We start from the raw sequence: 21,299 nt of genomic DNA, 5'->3' as shown, positions 1-21,299 counted from the left end.
ATTTATGACCTTAGATCCACAAGCCAAAACATATCTTACACGAGTGAATGATGTTACTTCCCTTCATGGAGAGCATGGGGAACCAAAAGCTGTATCGAAAGTAGAGGATTTTCAAATTCCTGTAAAGAACGGTGATATCAAGGTTCGAGTTTATACGCCAAATGAAAGAGATTCATTACCTGTTTTTGTTTATTTGCATGGTGGTGGATGGGTGGCAGGAGACATTAATGAAGTGGATACCTTATGCCGAAACATAGCACATGAAGCTGAGTGTATTGTTGTTTCAGTTGGGTATCGCAAAGCTTTTACTCATAAATTCCCGATTCCTCTAGAGGATTGTTATGAAGCTACCAAATGGGTAGCTGAAAATTGTTCCATGCTGAATGCAGATAAAACAAGAATAGCAATTGGTGGGGACAGCGCAGGCGGAAATCTTGCTGCTGGAGTTGCCACGATGGCACAAAAGTATAACAATCTCTCATTAGCGGCTCAGGTATTAGTTTATCCGAACCTTGATCTTACTTTGACTTTCGACAAGGCACAATCATACCGTGACAATGCCGAAGGTTATTTGCTTACGACTAAGGGAGTTTTCTGGGCAGCTCAAAACTATTTAGGTAACGAAATTAACAGATACAATATATTTGCTTCAGCTTTATTGAACAATGACTTGGAGAATTTACCACCGACACTTATTATTACAGCAGAATACGATCCTTTAAGAGACGATGGTGCGGAATATGCCAAGCGTCTGAGGGAAGCTGGAGTTCCTGTAGAATATAAGTGCTATGAGGGAATGATCCATGGATTCTTTTGGCTGGCTGGGATTATCGATAAAGGGGTTCAAGCACGTTCGCAGGTTTCGAATTTTTTAAAAGACGTATTTACAACAAAATAACAAACGTTGCAAGCAGCCGCACGAGATAGCGGTTGCTTTTTTATTATGTTCAAGTGGAATATTGATTTTGTTATTGACGGAGCAATCCATCCCAATTATAATTCCGAGTAAACATATATGAATTACAAAATAAATTTGGATAAGGGGATTATCCGATGGCGAAAACAGCGGTTTTGGTAATTGCTCACGGTTCACCCGATCCTGACTGGTTGGCGTTGGTGGAATCAGCCGTTTGGCAGTGCCGCACTGATTTGCCAATTCGGGTAGCTTACTTGGGAGGAGTGGAAGGACGAAGCATCAGCGACGAGGTGAAATGTCTGGAAGCATCAGGAGCGACAACGATTGTCGTCGTTCCGCTATTCGCTACAGCAGGAAGTAATCATGTAGGGGAAATCCGTGCGATGCTTGGACTAGACCCATGGCCGACAGGAGAGACTGACCTGATTCGCGTTCCGGTTCAGGCAAGAATTCTCTGGTGTCCGCCATTGGAGGATCACGGAAACGTCGAGCAGATCGTAGCAGAGCGAATCGCAGGTCTATCACGCTTGCCTAGTCAGGAGGCTTTGTTGCTCGTCGGGCACGGCAGTGACTTGCCTGGATGCCATGAGCGCTGGGAAAAGCTGCTCTTGCGCCTGACATTCCGCTTGCAAAACCGCTACCAATTTGCCGCTGCCGGATATGCGACACTGAGGCCCGATACCCTGTACGATCAAGCTTGTTCACTGGCACAAAAAGGGGATGTCCTCGTGCTTCCTCTGTTCGTCAGCCAGGGCTACTTCACGCGACAAGCAATCCCAAAACGGCTTGCGGGGTTGGCTTATCGCTATGAAGGCAGCGCGTACTTGCCCCACCCATTGATTGCAGACTGGATGAGCCAATCGATTCGAATGGCATTGGTAACTGACATCTTCACACAAAGGAGCATGTACGAGCATGGCAGAGAGAAAGCAGTGGAAGTGGGCTGCTGATCCATCCCTCAACAAAATGGAGTTTACGAAGCTGGAAAAAGACGGACTGGATGTCATCGAAACGATCGTAAACACCTATTCCAAAGAAGGCTTCGCATCGATTGAATCTTCTGATATGGATCGATTTAAGTGGGCAGGCGTTTATCAGCAGCGACCAAAGGACGGCCACTTCATGATGCGCGTTCGCATACCTGGAGGCATTTTGAGCAGTGAACAAGCTCGGGTGCTCGCCAAAATCGCGGAAATTTATGGACGTGATCTGGTGGATGTGACCACACGTCAGGCCGTGCAATTTCACTGGCTTACGGTAGAATCGCTCGCTGACATTTTTGATCGGCTCGCATCAGCGGGGCTATCCTCTTTTGAAGCATGTGGAGACTGTCCGCGGCAAATCATGGGGAACCCACTGGCAGGTATTGATCCGCATGAAGTGCTGGATACACGTCCCATCGTAGCGGAGTTAGAAAAATTCTTCTTGCTCAATCGTGACTTCTCCAATCTGCCACGCAAGTACAAAATATCAGTTTCTGCCAATATCCATAACGCCGCGCATGCGCAAATTAACGATCTGGCTTTCACTCCGGCCAAAAAAGTCATGGCTGGCGAGGAAGTAATCGGCTTTCATGTATGGGTAGGTGGAGGCTTGTCAGCGAAGCCATACTTGGCGAAGCAACTGGATGTGTTCGTGCGACCAGAAGAGGTCGTCAAAGTAGCGGCAGGAGTTACGACTTTGTTCCGCGATTTCGGCTACCGTCAAAAACGTACGCATGCACGTCTTAAGTTCTTGGTCGCTGACTGGGGACCGGAAAAGTTCACGGAGCAATTACTGGAGCTGGTGGGCGAGCTTGAGCCGGTTGGTATCGATTTAACCTCGGGCTGGAATGGTGGATATTTTTACGGCATTCACGAGCAGCGCCAAACAGGACTATACTACGCAGGCTTGTCTGTTCCCGTCGGGCGGATGAATGCAGGGGAGCTAAATGAACTTGCACGTCTGGCAGACGAATATGGCGATGGGACGCTTGGTACCTGTAACACGCAAAATGTCCTGATTCGCAACATTCCCGAAGCGAAGGTCGCAGCTTTCCGCGATGAGCCGATGATTGTGAACCGCTTCAAATGGCAGCCCAATACGTTTGTCGGGTATGCCGTATCATGCACAGGTACGGAATATTGCAATCTGGCTATCGTGGAGACCAAGGAGCGGATGCGTTCACTAGCTCAATATTTGGATGATACAGTCGTTCTCGAAACACCGCTGCGCATTCATATGATTGGTTGTCCGAATTCTTGTGGTCAGCGTCAAATTGCGGATATCGGCCTGCAAGGCGCATTGGTCAAGACATCGAACGGGATGGTAGAGGCGTTTGACATCTACGTTGGCGGGACACTGGAGGAGCCGCAATTCAACCGCAAGCTCAACGCGCGGATTACTGTGGATAGACTCGGTCCGTTCCTTGCCCAATTGGTCACATTGTACAAGGCGGATCGTCAGGAAGGCGAACCATACTGGCGCTACGTGGAGCGGGTAGGACTTTCCCATATCCAAGCACAGGTTGACGCCATTCTGCAACCAGCGTAATGCTCGTGCGGGTATAGCCTGGTCAGGGGGGACATGTCATGGGAGAGGAACAAGCAGAGAGCTACCTTTACAAGCTGGAAGCTGTGCTAGAGGAAGGGCGGTTACTGACAGTTGTGGTGATCGCAAAAACGGATGAGCGAGCCTTCTCTTCTGCCGAGAACAATCTCTTGCGACATACGATAACGCCACCTCGTATCAAGGAGCTGAGCCTGGTGGAAAAGAAGCCGCTCGGACGCCAAGGAGTCGGGTACGTAGTGGAAACCTCTACATTTACTTAAAACGGCCAAGACTCTTCCTGTGAAGGAACAAAGCAGCAAGGAGGACGAATTTGGAATGAACACAGGCAGAGTCGTCTTTGTCGGAGCAGGGCCTGGTGACCCCAAGCTACTGACGATTCGCGGCATGGAGTCACTTCGTCTTGCGGATGTGATTGTGTACGATCGCCTGGCAAGCCCGCAGCTTCTCTCGTACGCAAAAAAGGGAGCCACCCTCATCTATTGCGGGAAAGAGGCCGATCATCATACATTGCCGCAAGAAGAGATCAACCTCCTGCTCATCCGGGAAGCTCAAAAGGGGAAATACGTCGTTCGACTGAAAGGCGGGGACCCGAGCATGTTCGGGCGGGTAGGAGAGGAAGCGCAGATGTGCCGCGACCATTCTATTCCGTTTGAGATCGTCCCAGGGATTACTTCCGGGATGGCCGCTCCGCTCTATGCGGGTATTCCGCTGACGCATCGTGACTACAATTCTTCCGTCGCTTTTGTCACTGGTCACTTGTGTGAAAAAAATGCGGGAAAGGAGCCGGACTGGGCAGCCCTCGCCTCGATGGAAACATTGGTCATCTACATGGGTGTGAAAAATCTGTCTCGCATCAGGGAGCGCCTTCTTGCACATGGAAAAGACGCCCATACGCCCGTTGCTCTCGTACGCTGGGGGACGGTGCGTGAGTTGATCGGCAAGCTTGGGACGATAGATAAGGAAGTCGAGCAGGCTCGTTTTGCCGCACCCGCTATCATTATCGTGGGTGAGGTCGTACGTCTGCGGGAATCGCTGAACTGGTACGAATCGCGCCCTTTGTTCGGTCAACGAGTAGCTGTTGCAAGAAGAGCAAGCGAGGAAGGAAATAGCGAGCTCGTGATTGCCTTGGAGCAGTTGGGAGCCGAAGTCATGCCGATTCCTTTGATCGAACGCTGCACGTTTGACACACCATTGGCAGAACTTGCTACTTATCGTTGGCTCGTCTTCGAGAATGAGCAGCAAGTATCCTTTTTTACTTCTGCCTTGCGACAACAGCGTTATGATGTACGGCGCTTGACGAGCAAGCTGGCTGTTTGTGGACAACGGGCTTTTGAGGCTTTTGAGAAACGGGGGATATATCCGGACTTGGTGCTGGATGAAAACACACCTCTGCTGGCATTCCCCGAGCTGCTTGCCTTGGAAAAGGAAGAGAAGGTGCTGTACGCAGGGGCAAGAAAGCCGCAAAGAATCACGTTGGACCACGGCAAGGTGATTCAAGTGATCCAAGCGGGTATGCTCGAATGGGAGCAGAGGCACCTCGATTCGAAAAAGGCAGAATTGTCATTTGACTGGCTAGCGACGGATGACGCCCATACGCTCTTTGCGCTGGCGCAATTCGCTGGCGATGCCTGGTCAACGACACGGATCGTATGTGTCGGAAAGGAAGCAGCAGATGCGGCGAGAGAAATGGGCTGGCAATCCGTAAGCAGCCATACAAATGAGCTCATGGCGTGGCGCGAGCATGCCAAGCATGGGCAGACACTTGTCTTGTCGACGACTGCTTCGCAGAAAGGATCGTACGCTGAATGATCAAGGAGGGGGCACATGAGCCAGCTGAATTATGCGTCAGCTACAAAGGAACAACTTGCTTCCATCAATAATAGTCTCGCAAAGGGCGACACCATAGATGTAATCAAATGGGCCTATAAAACGTTTTCAGATGATTTGATTTATTCGTGTAGCTTTGGGGCCGAGGCCATGGTGCTGCTCGATATGATCAGCGATGTGAAAAAGGATGCCAAGGTCACTTTTTTGGATACAAATCTCCACTTTTCCGAGACGTATAGCTTGATTGAACAGGTGAGAGCGAGGTATCCCGCGCTGCGGATAACGGTCAAGCAGCCGGACATCACGCTGGCACAGCAGGCAGACCTCCATGGCGATGAATTGTGGAGCAGGCAGCCGGATATGTGCTGCCATATCCGCAAAGTGCAGCCGATGGAAAGTGTGCTGACCGGAGCGGTTGCCTGGATGTCAGGACTACGCAGAGAGCAGTCGGCCACGAGAGCGGATGTCGAGTTTGTTAATCGCGATGAAAAATTCCAGTCGCTAAAAATTTGCCCGCTCATTCATTGGAAGTCGGAGGAAGTATGGCAGTACATTCGGACATTTGAATTGCCGTACAACCTCCTTCACGACCAGAGCTATCCGAGCATCGGCTGCGCTCCTTGTACTCGTCCTGTAAAAGAGGGCGAAGATTCGAGAGCAGGGCGCTGGGCACAAGCGGGGAAAACGGAATGTGGCCTGCATCTCGCAAGGTAACGAAAAAGAGAAGAACAAACCAAGGATAGGAGGGGCTTTTAATATGAGTGGGAAACCTCACGGGGGAGAGCTGGTAAACCGATTTGATCCACAGGCAGACCTGTCGGTGACTACGCATGAGGTAGAGATAGATGCATTTGCACTCGCAGATCTGGAATTAATCGGGATTGGGGGCTACAGTCCGCTTGAGGGGTTTTTGAATCGGGCGGATTATATTTCTGTCGTAGAGCAGATGCGACTGGCAGATGGTACCGTTTGGAGCATTCCGATCACGCTTCCGGTCTCGACCACAGTCGCAGGAGCCTTACAGATCGGAGACAAGGTACGGTTGAGCCATCAAGGTACGGTTTATGGCATTCTTGCGATCTCCGATATTTATTCACCTGACAAGGAGCGGGAAGCTCGGCTCGTTTATGGCACTGACGATACGAATCATCCCGGGGTGAAAAAGCTGCTGGAGCGTCCCGCCGTTTATTTGGCTGGCCCAATTACGTTGGTAAAGCGCACCGAAAAAGGTCGCTTTGCTAGCTATCACTTCGATCCGGCACAAACGAGAGAACGATTTGCCGAGAAGGGCTGGAAAACGATTGTCGGCTTTCAGACACGCAACCCAGTCCACCGCGCACATGAATACATCCAGAAGTCAGCTCTCGAAATCGTCGATGGTCTCTTTTTGAATCCTCTCGTGGGCGAAACGAAGGCAGATGACGTCCCTGCTGATGTGCGGATGAACAGTTATCAGGTATTGCTGGAAAAATATTATCCGGCTACCCGGGTAGAGTTGGCTGTGTTCCCGGCTGCCATGCGTTATGCAGGACCGAGGGAAGCGATTTTTCACGCATTGGTAAGGAAGAATTACGGCTGCACTCATTTTATTGTAGGCCGGGACCACGCAGGTGTTGGCAACTACTACGGGACTTACGATGCCCAGCATATTTTCCGCCAGTTCCAGCCAGAGGAGCTAGGGATTACGCCGTTATTTTTTGAGAACAGCTTTTATTGCAAGAGCTGCGAAAACATGGCTTCTACCAAAACGTGCCCGCATGATAGTGAGCACCATGTCGCGCTGTCCGGGACAAAGGTGAGGGAAATGCTGGCGCGCGGGGAGGCTCCGCCACCTCAATTTAGCCGTCCTGAGGTCGCGAAGGTACTGATCGAAGGGCTGCGACCGGTGTCCGTATAATCGGCTAGAAGAATGCGGTTATAAGAGAGGAGAGAGACGATGAGTAGAGAGGGCACCGCGAATATCGTATGGCATCCGACGACGGTAACCAAAGAAGACCGTCAGAAGCGTGCAGGCCACAAAAGCTGTGTCTTATGGTTTACGGGGCTGTCAGGTGCTGGCAAATCGACGTTGGCCAATGCAGTCGAACACGAACTGCATCAAAGAGGGCTAGCCAGTTACGTACTGGATGGTGACAATATACGTCACGGCTTAAACCGCGGATTGGGGTTTGGGGCTGAGGACAGACAAGAAAATATTCGCCGAATTGGCGAGGTCGCGAAGCTATTCGTAGATGCAGGTGTGATTACCTTGACGGCATTTATCTCTCCTTATCGGGAGGACCGGGAGCTTGCGCGTAATCTCGTAGAAGCGGGAGAATTCATCGAGGTATATGTAAAATGTTCATTGGATGAGTGTGAGCGCCGGGATGTGAAGGGATTGTACCAAAAAGCGAGAAGCGGAGAGATTGGTCAGTTTACGGGGATTTCGGCGCCGTATGAAGAGCCTCTTCAAGCGGAACTGGTCATTGAGAGCGACGAGCAGACGATTGAAGAATCTGTCCAGATTGTCCTTACATACCTGGAGGAGCACCAGATTCTCTAGTTTTATGGGTAGGTAAAAAAGCACGACGCGAGTGGCGCCGTGCTTTTTTCGTGAGGAAAAATATTACTTCGTAGTGGTCGTTGCTTCTTCAACTTCCAAATCCTCAGTCAATTCTTCCATCCATTTTTGTTGATCAACCATGCTCTCAGCGATTGGACGAACAAAGCCTTTGTCGCTAAAGCTGTTGATTGCTTTTTCATCTTTCACCAGCTGTTCTACTGTCAGACCAGCATCTTTTGCTGGTGCATTGAACTTGGTTGCTTTTCCGAAGTTGTATGCATATTGATCAGCAGCCAGACCAATTGTTACAGCTTGCTTCATTTCAGGAGCTTGGAAAGTTACGCTCAGATCGCTTGTTTGTTTCACAGGCATTTTGTTGCTGTCGATGTAGAAGTCGAGGTTCCAAGCGAGCTTGTGGAAGCCTTCTTTTTTCATTTCTTCTACGATTTTTTCAGGTGTGTATGTTTTACCTGTTTCATCCAGCCATTTTTTCGCTTCAGCCATGCTTTCGTTGATCATTGCTTCTGCATTTGCGCGCTTCTCAGCTTCTGTAGTTTTCTTGCCCAGTTCTGGGTACAGATCTTCTGTCATGGAAGTGGTCAGTACCATCATATCGATCGCAAAATCTTTTACTTCTTTGCTAGCTACTGCATCGTTAGCTGTGAAGAAGAACATTTTTACCAATTCTTTTGCGTCGATTTTTACAGTTACGTGAGTCGCTTCTACTTTTTCGCCGTTCGGCAATGTAACGGATTGTTTGCCATGGTTTTTCGCGTCTGCCAATGTATAGCCGTATTTACTTACATACTTTTTAACAAAGTTGAAAGTAAGGTCGTTCATTTTGTCTTGGTAGTCTTTCAGCTTTGCAGCGTTAGCAGCATCGGAGTCAACCCCAGCCATGAAAGGATTGGATGCGTTCGAATCGATTACCAGGTATTTGCTGTCCAGTGGAGACTTCACGTAGACTTTGTCTTCGTCAACGATCGTTTCAACAGATGCTTTTTTGTCACCTGTCCAGAGCTTGTTGTCGCGCAGGAGCTTGTCGTCTTTTACTTCTACTTCAAACTTCACAGTGTCCAGATCCAGCTGGGAGCCTTTTACTGTTACGCCTGCTTTCAAAGCGGACAACAACGCCTGTCCTTCTTTGTCGGCCGGTTCTCCGAAAGCTTCAGGCAATTTCTCAACGTCGCCTGTCAGCTTCAAGGAGCCTTCAAAATCATAGTTTGGCTTGTCAATTGTCGCTACGATAGAATCACGCACCAGGGATGCCTCGCCTGCACAACCGGTCAGCAGTACTGTACCTGCTACCAGAAGGGCGCTACCTTTTTTCCACATGATGTGTTCCTCCCCTATGTATATTATTTTTTATTCCCCCTTTGTTCTACGCGCAAATAGAGAAAAGGTTTCGCAAAAACGGAAAAAAATCACAATCAAGCTAATTCTGCCCCCTTTTCGTGGTAAGATGAAGGGGAAAAGATGGTTAGTGAAGAAAGGGCGTTGCAACATGTGGTCGTGGCTTCAAAAGCTGATGAACTTTTTTCAGGGAGAAAGAGAAGAAGAAATAGAGGAAGAAGGACGTCCAGCAGGTACCAGTAACCCAATAGGTAATCCCGCTCCCCGTCAGCCTCAGGCGAAAACAAAAAGTATATACCCAAAAGAACGGGTAAACAATCGAGATATAGAAGACAATGTGCGTCAAAGAAGAGACCGTCAATTTCGTTTTCCAGTTGTCCCGGATGACTATTTGGAGAAGAAGCGTAATCAAAGCGTAACTCCTGCCGAATCGAATGAACGCAGTCGCCAGCAGGCACCTCGTGAGCGATTCGAATCCAAGCGTGAAACGGTGCGGCCAGCAAATGAACGCGTGCTGGAAACAAAGACAGAGCCTGTTTTCGAGAAAAAGAAACCTGAACTTGTCAAAAACAACATCGAGATACCGCAGCGTCCAAACCGTATGCCGCAGCAAAAAGAAGCGGAAAAAGTAACGAGGCCCGTTTTTTCTCCAGAAGAAAAGCGTGTTTACCAGCCGTCTGAAATTGTTTCCCCGGTTTATGGGAAGATAACTCCGGCGACGCGCGAGGCAGAGCATCGGATTCATACGACTGCGGGAATCATTTATCCGCGTCTGGAGCAAGAAGAACATTTGCAGCAAGTGAAGCAGTGGGAACAAGAAATGAGCGAGCGGTATTTTCCAGAGGAGCAAGAGACTGCTTCGGATTCTGCTGTCGCAGAAGCACTAGATTCCGAACAAGAGGTAGCTGCTTCCGTACAAATGGATGAGACGGTAGTAGAAGAAATAGAAGAAAAAATGATGGATATTGAATCGCAAGCTACGGATCTGCAAGATTCTGATTCTGGTGCTTTTGAGGCAAAAGTCGAAGAGATTGTAGCAGAAGAGCATGAGGAAGAACAGGCACAAACTGAAGAGATAGAACTTGCAGAACCATTGGCGAGCGTGAATGCCGGAGAAGAGGGATCGGAGTCTATTGGGCAACCAGAATCGGCAGACGACATTCTACCGATGGAAGAGCGGCTAGCCCATGAGGAAGCCGAGCATAGATTGATCACTACAAGCAGTGCGGTTGTGCAGGTGGAGAGCGAGAATGATGGCGATAACATACAGTCTCCTTCTGTTGGGGAGGAGAATCAAGCAGTCGAAACGGAGCTAGAGGGCGATGGCGTCGAAGAGCCTGCCTATGCATCTGCAATTAGCCGTTTGCTAGAGAGAGCAGAAGTTGATTCACCACAAGAGCTCAGTTCAGCAGGAGCGGGTTACGAAGAGACGCCAGAGCAAACAGAGCAATCAGAACCAACTGAGCATGAATCCATTGCTCAACCAGTTGTGGAACCGATTGTAGAACCAGTTGTAGAATCTGTTGCAGAAACCGTACCAGAAACCGTACCAGAAACCGTACCAGAAACCGTACATGTCCCTGTCTCTGCTTCATCCGCTGCACAGTCCGTGAACATGTCTCAGGCATCGATAACTAGGCAGCCTGCTGTTCAGGTAAAAGCCCCGTCCACTGAAGCTGACCAAGGAGCAGAGTCTGCACAGCCGCCATACGCCTTGCCGGATTTGGGACTGCTGAATCCGAGCCCGCCGGTCAGCGATGACGACGATGAGCATACCCAAATTCAAAAGCTGTTATTGGAAGAGACGCTTGCGAACTTCAATGTCAGCGCTCAGGTAGTAGGGATTGTCAAAGGCCCATCCGTGACACGCTTTGAGCTGCAACCGGCTCCCGGGGTAAAAGTGAACAAGATTACGGGATTGATTGACGATATCAAGCTGAATTTGGCTGCAAAAGACATCCGCATCGAGGCACCGATTCCAGGACGCAATGCCATCGGAATCGAAGTCCCGAATATGTCCAGCCAGCCTGTATTAATCGAAAAGATTATCAGCTCAGACAAGTTTCAGGAGCATTCATCCCCGTTGGCGGTCGCACTTGGTATGGACATTGGCGGAGAGCCGATTATTGCGGATATTAAAAAGATGCCGCACGGTTTGATTGCCGGATCGACAGGCTCGGGTAAAAGTGTCTGCATCAACTCTATCATCGTCAGTCTGCTTTACAAGGCGACTCCTGAGCAGGTGCGATTGCTCTTGATCGATCCGAAAATGGTAGAGCTCGCCCCTTACAATCATCTGCCGCATCTGGTTACGCCTGTCGTGACGGAGGCCAAGCAGGCAACAGCTTCTCTCAAGTGGGCTGTGGAAGAAATGGAGAAGCGCTATGCGCTATTCGTAGATGCGGGTGTTCGTGATATCGACCGTTACAATCAGACAACAGATGATCAGCTACCTTATATCGTGATCATCATTGATGAGTTGGCTGACCTGATGATGGTCTCGCCGCAGGATGTGGAGGATTGCATTATCCGGATCGCTCAGAAGGCACGTGCTTGTGGTATTCATTTGCTTCTGGCGACACAGCGCCCATCCGTGGATGTCATTACTGGAAACATCAAGGCAAACGTACCGACTCGTCTTGCTTTTGCCGTGTTCTCCCAAGTTGACTCGCGTACGATTCTCGATCAGTCTGGGGCAGAACGACTGTTGGGTAGAGGGGACATGCTATTCCTTGAGAGCGGCACGACTCCGGTTCGTCTGCAAGGGAACTTCGTTTCGGATGACGAGATTGAGCGAATTACGCACATGATTAAAAAGCAAAGAAAGCCTGCCTACATTTTCAGCAAAGAAGATTTGGAGCAGCAGGTTGCATCGTTTGACAGCGGAGATGATCCGTTGTATCTGGAAGCGCTCGTGTTCGTGGCTGATCAGGGACAAGCTTCTGCATCTGGATTGCAACGCCGTTTCCGCGTTGGATATAACCGTGCTGCCCGTCTCATCGAAATGATGGAGGCAGATGGGTACGTCGCAGGACAAAGCGGCGGTAAGGCTCGCGCCGTCCTTATTTCCAAGGAGGACGCACAAGCCGTAGTGGAGGGGTCGACACTCCTGTAAAAAACGAGGGTCTTGCATAGAGCAAGGCCCTTTCTACACAGACGAGTTGCCTAAATATTCAGTAAGGTAGTATGCTATAGGAATAGATGTGAGAGGGAAAGGAACGATGACGATGAATCCGCTGGCGAAAAAGTATCAGGAGATTGACGACAAAATTGTCTTGTTCAATGAAGAGTATTATTTGAGCGTGGAAAAAATCGACATTACCGCAATGACGCTGGAAAAAAGGGAAGCGCTCTTTAACCAGCTGTACGATTTCGACAGTTCGGATATGGAACTGGAGATCGATGTCTCCGAGGAAGAAAAGGGCGTTTGGTACCTGCAATTGCTCGTACCGCATGTATTGACACTGCCTGAGGCTGCCAAAAGACGCATCGAAAATGGAACCAATCAACTCACCCAGCATTTGAGTGAACAGGCAGATGAGCTTGTGAGAACACAATTGCTTGGGGAAGAAATTTATACCTATGTGAAACGGTACAATCCGGATTTGGAGCGTATTGCCTAATAACAAACATCCATCTATCCCACAACGAGGGGCAAGATGGATGTTTTTCATTCCCCTTAGCTTTTGGCCGTTTTGGTCGCTAGCCAGGTGCAGGCAGTCTTATTTGTCGTAGTCGCAATCCATTCGCATGGTTGATTGTTTACAGGAGTGATCAAGCGTAGTGTATCGCCTTTGAGACCGCCGTATTTGACGGAGGCACTGGGAGCTGCTGCGACATACACCACACGTTCGTTGATCGAAACAGTTGGGATAAAGGAAGAGTTTTCGGATTTGTAGCCGCTAGTGAGGGAAACAGGGACAGGGAGGTTTTTCATGGAGAGGGTTATTTTATCCGAAGACTTGTGATAAAACATTTTTCCAGTAACCTGGCTGAAGTCGCCTCCATCCACGGTGACTACCAATGGGTACGTTCCGGTGCCGTAGAGCATGATCGCGTGATCAGAACCGGAATAACGGTTGTTTATGAGGGAGACATTTCCGCAGCGGTTCAACGAAATGTTTTGGATCAGCCGAGGGTCAAACGAACAGTTTCTCACGGTAACTTGTCTCTCGGCGAGCACATCCCATGGCTCCAAGCTCAAGGCGTAGCCGCCGATGGAAGTCGCCGTATCATTGGCCTCGAAGCTACAGCCATCAAATACAAGACCTACATCCGAGTAATCCACGGTCAGACCGGTACCAACCGTCTTTGTACCTCCTTGTGCGGTCGTATGCAATACCCAGCGACAGTTGCTGAAGGTCATGTTTTTCATAAAGTTCACCCGATTTTTCTGATCAGGTGCCGTATAGAAAACCGAGGAGCTGATACAGCCTGTCATGCCAGTGAGACTGAAGCTGGCGAGCGAAACGAGCTGACTACCTTGCACGACCATCGGGGAGGACAGATCTCCCTCCAAGTCGAGCTGTTGACGGCAAGAGATATTGCTCAGGTTTACGAGCATGGGTGTGGCTCCATCGTACCCTTTATTGAGCTCGACCTCAAAACGATCACACGCTACATTCGCTGCATTTAGACGTTCCAGGCCACCTGTGACTGTAATATCTGAGCGTGTTCTCTTGCGGTTATCGCTGTAAAAATCGGTAACTTGCACAGTGCGGACATAGCAGTTCGTTTCCCCGGCAAAGTAAAAGTGGTCGGCGACTCCATCCGTACACCATACTTGTCGTAACGCTACGTAATTGATATAGCTGCTAGGACCGGCACCACGAATGTAGAAGTCGGCGCTATGCTCGTAATCGTAAGGATCGGGAGGCAGCGGGTTTGCCCGGGCATTGGAATCAATCTTTAGGTTGTTGACTACAAAGGAATCCGCATCACCACCCGTGGACGTAATCGAGAACAGCCAGCGCCAATCTGCTGCTGTTGAATTGGCTTTCCTTTTTAACACGGAAAAAGGACCGATTCCCTGCATCACTAGGCTTTTTCCTGCCCCTAGGATGACCTCCAGGTTGTTTGGTTCAATGACATAGGTGCCAGCAGGGAAAAATAATGGAATTTGCAGGTTCAGAGCAGCAGTCAAGCCAGCCTGGATTGCTTGGGTATCGTCGGTCACTCCATCCCCCTTTGCTCCGTACGTTTTTACATCAATCCACATAAAAGCATTCTCCTCCAAGAAATGGGTAGACAAGATTGTCTTCTTTTCATTTCATTCAACCATTTCTCAAATGTTGACAACCATTTAGTAAAAAGGGCATGGACTACGCAAAAATGTGTTCCATAAACTTTGGGCAACCACTGGCATATTTGTCCTAGAACCTCCGTATGAATAAGCAAAGAGGTGGATAGTATGTCGATTTTGGTGACAGGATCAGCTGGTTTTATCGGTTTTCATGTTACACGACGGCTTTTGGAACAAGGACAGACGGTGTGGGGGGTAGATAATTGCAATGAGTATTACGACCCGGTCTTGAAGAGCAAACGACTGGAAATCCTCCAAGCGTATCCAACCTTTCGTTTTATCAAAGCGGATATTGCAGATCAGAGCAAAATGGACGAGTTGTTCCGAGAAATGAAGCCGGAGATTGTCATTCACTTGGCCGCTCAAGCGGGTGTCAGGTACAGTCTGGAAAATCCTCATGCCTATACGACTTCCAATATCACCGGGTTTCTACACATTTTGGAAGGGTGCCGACGGTCGAGAGTCAAGCATTTGCTCTACGCATCCTCAAGCTCCGTCTACGGAGGGAATACCAAGCTACCATTTGCGGAGTACGATCCCGTAGATGAGCCGGTCAGCTTGTACGCAGCAACGAAAAAAGCCAATGAACTGATGGCCTATACCTATAGTCATTTATACGGCTTGCCTGCAACGGGACTTCGCTTCTTTACGGTATATGGGCCTTGGGGCCGACCCGATATGGCGCTCTATACGTTTACCAAGGCGATTTTGTCGGGAGAGCCTGTCCGCATTTTCAACTACGGCAACATGACAAGGGACTTTACGTATGTGGACGATATCGTCGAAGGGATGCTGCGACTGATGAATCGAATTCCCCAAAGGGAGGGGGACAAGGCGCCGCATGAGGTGTTCAACATCGGGAATCACCAGCCGATCGATTTACTTACGTTTCTCTCGATTCTGGAAGAGAAGCTGGGTAAAAAGGCTATTCGCGACTATTTGCCCATCCAGCCGGGGGATGTTCCTGCTACCTATGCGTCAGTGGAAGCTCTGTTTGAGGCGACAGGCTTTCGGCCGAAAACACCAGTCGATGTGGGGATAGCTCGCTTTGTAGACTGGTACGTCAGCTATTATGGTGTCGCTCATGCGTAATAAAGTGGGAGTAGTAGGTCTTGGGTATGTAGGACTGCCTGTCGCGATTGCTTTTGGGCAAGTGCTTCCAGTAGTTGGTTTTGACATAGACGAAAGTCGCATACGCAGTCTGGAGGGCGGAATGGATGAAACGGGAGAGATGTCGACGGATGAGCTAAAGCGAGCCAACATCACGTATACAGATGACCCCGCAAGTCTCGCAGCGTGCGATTTTATCATCATCACGGTACCCACTCCTGTCGATTCTGCGAAACGGCCCGATATGCGGGCACTCATTCTCGCATCTGAAAGCGTTGGGCAACATCTCGCTTCAGGGACCATCGTCGTCTATGAATCGACCGTTTATCCAGGGGCAACAGAAGAAATTTGTATTCCTGTATTGGAACAAGCGTCTGGAAAGCTGGCGGGGACTGATTTTTTCGTCGGCTACTCACCTGAACGAATTAATCCGGGGGATCGGGAACGGAGATTGTCCCAGATCGTCAAGGTCGTTTCAGGGCAGGATCGCCAGACATGTGAAACGATTGCCGAGATGTACGGGTTGATAGTAGAGGCAGGTATTCACAAAGCTCCCTCGATTCAGGTGGCAGAGGCAGCCAAGGTGATTGAGAACACGCAACGCGACATCAATATCGCCTTGATTAATGAGCTTTCGATTATTTTTGACCGCTTGGGCATTTCTACGGCAGATGTGCTCGAGGCCGCTCGAACAAAATGGAACTTCCTTCCGTTCTCTCCAGGACTCGTCGGTGGTCATTGCATTGGCGTCGATCCGTACTATTTGACATACAAGGCGGAGAGTGTTGGTTATCATCCGCAGGTCATACTGGCTGGACGACGGATCAATGACGGTATGGGCAAGTTCGTCGCGACCTCACTCGTGAAGCAAATGATCTGGCAAAATATTGCGATTCAAGGCTCGCGAATTACGATCATGGGCATCACCTTTAAAGAAAACGTGTCGGACATTCGCAATAGTCGGGTCATCGACATTATTCAGGAACTGAAGGAGTTCGGGGTAGAGGTCCAAGTGACAGATGAATTGGCTTGTCCAGAGCGAACGAGAGAGGAATACGGGATTCAATTGCGAGAGTGGGAAGACCTGCAGCCTGCCCACGGAATCGTATTGGCCGTCCCTCATGAGCGATATCTGTACCTGGGATGGGAGGAGCTTGCAGGGCTCTTGTATCAGGGGCAAGGTGTCATCGCAGACGTGAAAAGCGTGCTAAACCGCGAAACATGCCCGGCAGAAATTAGTCTGTGGCGTTTATGATGACCATTCTTTGAATAACGATCACCTGGAGCGGATGAATATGAGCTACCGGAAGAGAAGATTCTGGTTAAGCTTATCGGACGCAGGAATTATCAGCTTGGCTGTCTGGTTGGCCTGCCTGGTTCGATTTGATTTTTCTTTCACAGAGATAAGTGAATATCAACCTATGTATTTGATGATGGGCCACGTACTGTTCGTCGTGACAGGCATGCACTTTGCTCAACTTTATCGACCTGTTTACCGCTATGTCAGTGTTCGCGAACTGGTCTCGATTATTTCAGCCACGAGTATTTCCATTTTGGCTCTCTACCTGGTACTGAAAATGACGTACCTGCTTAGTTGGTCCATCCGATTTCCCACCTCACTCTTTCTCATGACGCTAGCCTTTGTTTTGCTCGGGATCACAGGCTCTCGGTTTGTATGGAAGTGGTGGTATGAAGAGCGGGAGAAAAGAACGCAGGATCGCAGGCGCACATTAATTATCGGGGCAGGTAGCGCAGGTGTGCTCGTAGCCAGAGAGATGAAAACTTCACCTTTATCGGAGCTGCGTCCCGTTGCCTTTATCGATGATGAGTCCAGCAAACAAAATCTGCGTGTGTACGGCCTGCCCGTTGTGGGGAATCGGGCTGACATCGCCCGCGTCGTGCAACGACTTTCCATATCAGACATCGTAATTGCCATGCCATCGGCTTCCCGGCAGACGATTAAGGAGATTTTCGACATTTGCAAAACGACGAGAGCGAGCGTCAAAATTTTGCCGCATGTAGCAGACATCATTAGTGGAAAAATCACGATGAACATGATTCGGGATGTAGCGTTGGAGGATTTATTGGGGAGGGAGCCTGTTCAGCTAAATCTGGAAGAGATTACGGGGTACTTGCGGCAGCAAGTTGTACTTGTGACAGGAGCGGGCGGCTCGATTGGGTCCGAGCTTTGCAGACAAATAGCTAGATTTGGCCCAAGGAAACTTCTTCTCTTGGGGAACGAAGAGAACGGCATTTTTGAAATGAGCCTGGAGCTCTCGCGTTTGTGTCCTGAGCAGGAGACGGTCAGCCTGATTGCGGATATACGTGACAGAAAAAGAATTGCATCGATAATGCATGAGTATCGTCCCGCCGTTGTTTTTCATGCGGCAGCTCACAAGCATGTACCGTTAATGGAGAACAACCCGTGTGAGGCTTTGAAGAATAACATTCTGGGTACGAAAAACGTTGCGGAATGCGCGCTGGAAACTAGCGTCTCTCATTTCATTCTGATCTCGACGGACAAGGCAGTGAATCCAACCAGTGTGATGGGTGCTACGAAAAGGATCGCTGAGCTTCTGATCCAGGGCTATAACCATTTCGGACTTACCCGGTTTGCGGCTGTTCGTTTTGGAAATGTCCTGGGGAGCAGGGGGAGTGTCGTTCCCGTTTTTCTCAATCAAATCCGGGCAGGTGGACCGATTACCATTACACATCCAGATATGGAGAGATTCTTTATGACCATTCCTGAGGCGGCCCAGCTCGTCATCCAGGCGGGAGCACTCGCTCAGGGAGGGGAGATATTCATCCTCGATATGGGGAAACCGGTCAAAATTGTCGATATGGCCCTCGACCTGATTCGCTTGGCAGGCTTGGAGCCGGGGAAGGATATTCCGGTTGTATTCACGGGAATTCGTTCGGGGGAGAAGTTGTACGAAGAAATTTTAACGGCGGAAGAAGGCTTGTCGTCTACTTGCCATAATCGGATCTTCATTGGGAAGCCGCTCGATTTTTCCTGGAATGAACTCTTGGCAGGGATCGCCCGATTGGAGCAAATTGCAGACAAGGGAGCGACGCTGGAGGACAAACAATCCATCATCGAGATTTTGCAAGGGATCGTTCCAGGCTATCATTCCACTTCTTACGTGAAGGAAGAGTCTACGTCAGTCCCTTATCAAGTGGCGATCGGATGAGCGTCAGCCAATGGAAGGAAAAGATCGCCACGATAAAGTGGAAGCGGCTGTTTGTATGGGGAGGGTTGATTTGTCTCATCAGTTTGAGTGGTTATGGTGTGTACGTCTATCTGTCGTTAAAAGAAACGGCAAGCAAAATGTACCTCCCTATCCGCACACAGAAATCTGTCGAGGTACCTGTAGCAACTGAACCAGCATCAGTGAGGCAATCGCCGACCGTGAATTCCCCAGTAGCAACTACACCACCTGCGGCTGAAGTGGAGAACTCCGCTATCTTGCCCAAAGAACCAATCACCCTGCTGCTTCTTGGCGTTGATGAACGAGAGAATGACAAGGGGCGCTCTGATGTGATCCTCGTACTCTCCGTCAACCCGAAAACGAAATCGGCGTTGCTCATCAGCATACCACGTGATACGCGAACCGCTATGGCTCACAAAGGTACCCAAGATAAGATCAATCACGCCTATGCATTCGGCGGCGTGCAGCAGGCAGTAGACACCGTGGAACAGTTTCTTCAATTTCCCATTGATTACGTGGTGACTGCGAATATGGAAGGATTTGCAGGTGTGATCGATGCACTGGGTGGAGTGGAGGTCAACAACAAGCTAGCCTTTACTTATGCCGATTACACCTTTCCGGTCGGTCCCATCCAGTTAGACGGGAAGCAAGCCTTGGTCTACGCTCGCATGCGCTACGAAGATCCGAGAGGCGACCTCGGTCGCAACGAAAGACAGCAAGAAATCATCAAGGCATTGCTGGATAAAGGTGTAACCCTTGCATCGCCTACTCGATTGAATGATGTGCTTACGACGATGGGGAAATACGTGAAAACGAACATGACCTTTGATGTGATGAAGCAGCTTGCCCTAAGCTACAGCACGGCAGTTACCTCCGTCGAGACGATTCGTTTGGAAGGAAAGGGTCAAATGATCAATGGAATCTACTACTATATCGTCAGCCCGCAAGAGCGTGAGAGGTTGACTGAGAGTCTTTCAACTTTTCAAAAACAAATCGAACCTCCCGTACAACTGCCGAAAGAAGGAAGTGACAGCATAGCGGGGCAAAGGGGGAAGCAGGATGAATGAGGAGCTTAATTTTCGTGAAATACTCCTGATGTTGTTGAAGCGATGGAAGCTGATCCTTTTGATTACCTCTTTGTGCACCATCGGAACAGCGCTCGTGAGCTTCTATTTACTGACACCGATTTATCAGGCTAAGACGGAAATATTAGTGAATCGCTCGCTGGATTCAACCGTAGAGAGCATGCTATCTGTCGCGGAAATTGATTCCAATCTGAAATTAATTGAGACCTATCGCGTGATTATTGAAAGTCCGCGGGTAATGGAACGCGTGCTCGAAGTGATCGGGGCCGGCGCTACGATGGAGGATCTGCTGCTTCAGACGAAGGTGGAGCCAGTCAAGGACTCGCAGGTCATTTCCATTACGGTAGAAGACCCGGATCAGGGCAGAGCTGTGCTCATTGCCAATACAATCGCGACGACCTTTCAGGGAGAAGTCGTCAAAATGCTTAGCATGAACAACGTGCATATTTTGGCGGAAGCCCGAAACAATCCGGCGGCCATTCCAGTAAGCCCAAAACCGATCCTCAATTCGGTGATCGCCTTTGTCCTCGGGTTGGCAACGTCTATGGTCGTCGTCTTCTTGCTTGTACAGATGGATACCCGACTTCAATCGGAAAAAGAAGTGGAGGAGTATTTAGGCTTACCTGTACTGGCAACCATTGCGGTGATTGACAAAAAAACGCGGAAGGCATTTCGCCAGCCCAAGGTGGAGGAAGTGAGGAATGAGTATGAGAAGGCAGAAGCCTGATGATCGTTACCAAAAGCTGATCGCCCATTGGGAGCCACTGTCACCGCTGGTAGAAGGCTACCGTACCCTTCGCTTAAACATTCAGTTTTCCATGGGCGACAAGCTGATGCAAACGATTTTAGTCACCAGTCCAGGGGCTTCTGAGGGAAAAACGATCACCGCTGCCAATCTGTCCTTAATGATGGCAAAGGATCACAAAAAAACGGTGCTGCTTGATTTTGACTTGCGCAATCCGCGCGTACATTTCACCTTTGATATGCCGAATCTGTACGGGATCAGTTCTTACTTTTCGGATATGTGCCAGATTCCCGATATCATCCAACCATCTGGCGTATCAGAGCTGTCGATCATTACAGCAGGGCCAATCCCGCATAATCCAGCGGAAATGCTCGGGACGCCACGGCTCTTGGAATTGATGGCATACCTGCGCCAGAACTATGACTTTGTGATTGTTGACAGCCCGCCATTAATCGTAAGCGATGCAATGGTGCTGGCGAGGGAAATGGACGGCTGTGTCATGGTGGTGGATGCAAGCAAGACGAAGCGGGATTCTGCCGTCAAGGCGGTAGAGCAGTTAAAAGCGGCAGGCGCCAATCTGCTCGGTGTTGTTCTCAACAACAAAAAGGTAGGGAAGAGAGAAGGCTACTACGGATATGGGTACAACGCATAGCGGAAAGC

The 21,299-nt window shown here is 49.6% G+C and carries 18 protein-coding genes; 16 read left to right on the top strand and 2 right to left on the bottom strand.

Annotated features, from left to right (window positions below; all coding sequences use genetic code 11):
• Positions 1-4: 4 nt before the first annotated feature.
• From HP568_RS13345 to cysC, 8 genes are all read left to right on the top strand, one after another.
• On the top strand, positions 5-898 hold the full coding sequence (locus HP568_RS13345) for an alpha/beta hydrolase (protein WP_173629318.1): 894 nt from the start codon (positions 5-7) through the stop codon (positions 896-898).
• Positions 899-1,053: 155 nt separating this feature from the next.
• Positions 1,054-1,866: a sirohydrochlorin chelatase gene (locus HP568_RS13340; RefSeq protein ID WP_173629317.1), complete on the top strand. Its 813-nt coding sequence runs from the start codon at positions 1,054-1,056 to the stop codon at positions 1,864-1,866.
• Positions 1,832-3,448 (top strand): nitrite/sulfite reductase, encoded by a 1,617-nt coding sequence (locus HP568_RS13335; RefSeq protein WP_173629316.1) that lies wholly within the window; start codon positions 1,832-1,834, stop codon positions 3,446-3,448. The genes HP568_RS13340 and HP568_RS13335 overlap by 35 nt, the downstream gene beginning before the upstream one ends.
• A 38-nt stretch (positions 3,449-3,486) precedes the next feature.
• Complete coding sequence (locus HP568_RS13330) at positions 3,487-3,726, top strand: DUF3906 family protein (RefSeq protein WP_048034082.1); 240 nt, start codon at positions 3,487-3,489, stop codon at positions 3,724-3,726.
• Positions 3,727-3,781: 55 nt separating this feature from the next.
• Positions 3,782-5,275, top strand: a complete 1,494-nt coding sequence (cobA, locus tag HP568_RS13325; protein ID WP_173629315.1) for a uroporphyrinogen-III C-methyltransferase — start codon at positions 3,782-3,784, stop codon at positions 5,273-5,275.
• A gap of 15 nt (positions 5,276-5,290) precedes the next feature.
• The gene (locus HP568_RS13320) at positions 5,291-6,007 is read left to right on the top strand and encodes a phosphoadenylyl-sulfate reductase (RefSeq protein WP_254551205.1); all 717 of its coding nucleotides are present in this window, start codon (positions 5,291-5,293) and stop codon (positions 6,005-6,007) included.
• Between the two features lie 43 nt (positions 6,008-6,050).
• Complete coding sequence (gene sat / locus HP568_RS13315; protein ID WP_173629314.1) at positions 6,051-7,190, top strand: sulfate adenylyltransferase; 1,140 nt, start codon at positions 6,051-6,053, stop codon at positions 7,188-7,190.
• Between the two features lie 39 nt (positions 7,191-7,229).
• Positions 7,230-7,835, top strand: coding sequence for an adenylyl-sulfate kinase (gene cysC / locus HP568_RS13310; protein WP_173629313.1), 606 nt, complete (start codon positions 7,230-7,232; stop codon positions 7,833-7,835).
• Positions 7,836-7,898: 63 nt separating this feature from the next.
• Here the strand turns inward: cysC and HP568_RS13305 are convergent, their stop codons facing one another.
• A complete protein-coding gene (locus HP568_RS13305) occupies positions 7,899-9,170 on the bottom strand; it encodes a hypothetical protein (protein ID WP_048034077.1) in 1,272 nt (423 codons plus the stop codon).
• A gap of 169 nt (positions 9,171-9,339) precedes the next feature.
• Between HP568_RS13305 and HP568_RS13300 the strand changes: the two genes are divergently transcribed.
• Both HP568_RS13300 and HP568_RS13295 read left to right on the top strand, forming a co-directional pair.
• Positions 9,340-12,303, top strand: a complete 2,964-nt coding sequence (locus HP568_RS13300; RefSeq protein WP_173629312.1) for a DNA translocase FtsK — start codon at positions 9,340-9,342, stop codon at positions 12,301-12,303.
• 112 nt (positions 12,304-12,415) lie between these two features.
• Entirely contained in the window at positions 12,416-12,811 is a 396-nt protein-coding gene (locus HP568_RS13295; protein ID WP_048035913.1) for a hypothetical protein, read from the top strand.
• Positions 12,812-12,867: 56 nt separating this feature from the next.
• Here the strand turns inward: HP568_RS13295 and HP568_RS13290 are convergent, their stop codons facing one another.
• Positions 12,868-14,406, bottom strand: coding sequence for a glycosyl hydrolase family 28-related protein (locus HP568_RS13290; protein WP_048034076.1), 1,539 nt, complete (start codon positions 14,404-14,406; stop codon positions 12,868-12,870).
• A gap of 192 nt (positions 14,407-14,598) precedes the next feature.
• Between HP568_RS13290 and HP568_RS13285 the strand changes: the two genes are divergently transcribed.
• From HP568_RS13285 to HP568_RS13260, 6 genes are read left to right on the top strand one after another with little or no spacing between them, the layout of a single operon-like run.
• Positions 14,599-15,582 carry an NAD-dependent epimerase gene (locus HP568_RS13285; RefSeq protein ID WP_048034075.1) on the top strand — a complete coding sequence of 328 codons (984 nt, stop codon included), beginning with the start codon at positions 14,599-14,601 and terminating at the stop codon, positions 15,580-15,582.
• Positions 15,575-16,855: a nucleotide sugar dehydrogenase gene (locus HP568_RS13280; protein WP_254551203.1), complete on the top strand. Its 1,281-nt coding sequence runs from the start codon at positions 15,575-15,577 to the stop codon at positions 16,853-16,855. The genes HP568_RS13285 and HP568_RS13280 overlap by 8 nt, the downstream gene beginning before the upstream one ends.
• Positions 16,856-16,895: 40 nt before the next feature.
• Complete coding sequence (locus HP568_RS13275; protein ID WP_173629386.1) at positions 16,896-18,791, top strand: polysaccharide biosynthesis protein; 1,896 nt, start codon at positions 16,896-16,898, stop codon at positions 18,789-18,791.
• On the top strand, positions 18,788-19,876 hold the full coding sequence (locus tag HP568_RS13270; protein ID WP_173629310.1) for an LCP family glycopolymer transferase: 1,089 nt from the start codon (positions 18,788-18,790) through the stop codon (positions 19,874-19,876). Before HP568_RS13275 ends, HP568_RS13270 begins: the two co-directional genes overlap by 4 nt.
• Entirely contained in the window at positions 19,869-20,621 is a 753-nt protein-coding gene (locus HP568_RS13265; protein ID WP_048034071.1) for a YveK family protein, read from the top strand. The genes HP568_RS13270 and HP568_RS13265 overlap by 8 nt, the downstream gene beginning before the upstream one ends.
• Positions 20,596-21,291, top strand: a complete 696-nt coding sequence (locus HP568_RS13260; protein WP_048034070.1) for a CpsD/CapB family tyrosine-protein kinase — start codon at positions 20,596-20,598, stop codon at positions 21,289-21,291. The genes HP568_RS13265 and HP568_RS13260 overlap by 26 nt, the downstream gene beginning before the upstream one ends.
• The last annotated feature ends 8 nt before the right edge of the window (positions 21,292-21,299 follow it).

It is taken from the genome of Brevibacillus sp. MS2.2, from assembly GCF_013284345.1.
In the GTDB taxonomy this organism is placed as follows: domain Bacteria; phylum Bacillota; class Bacilli; order Brevibacillales; family Brevibacillaceae; genus Brevibacillus; species Brevibacillus brevis_C.
Note: the sequence above shows the minus strand (reverse complement) of the source record. Positions and strands in the feature narration are given on the sequence as shown.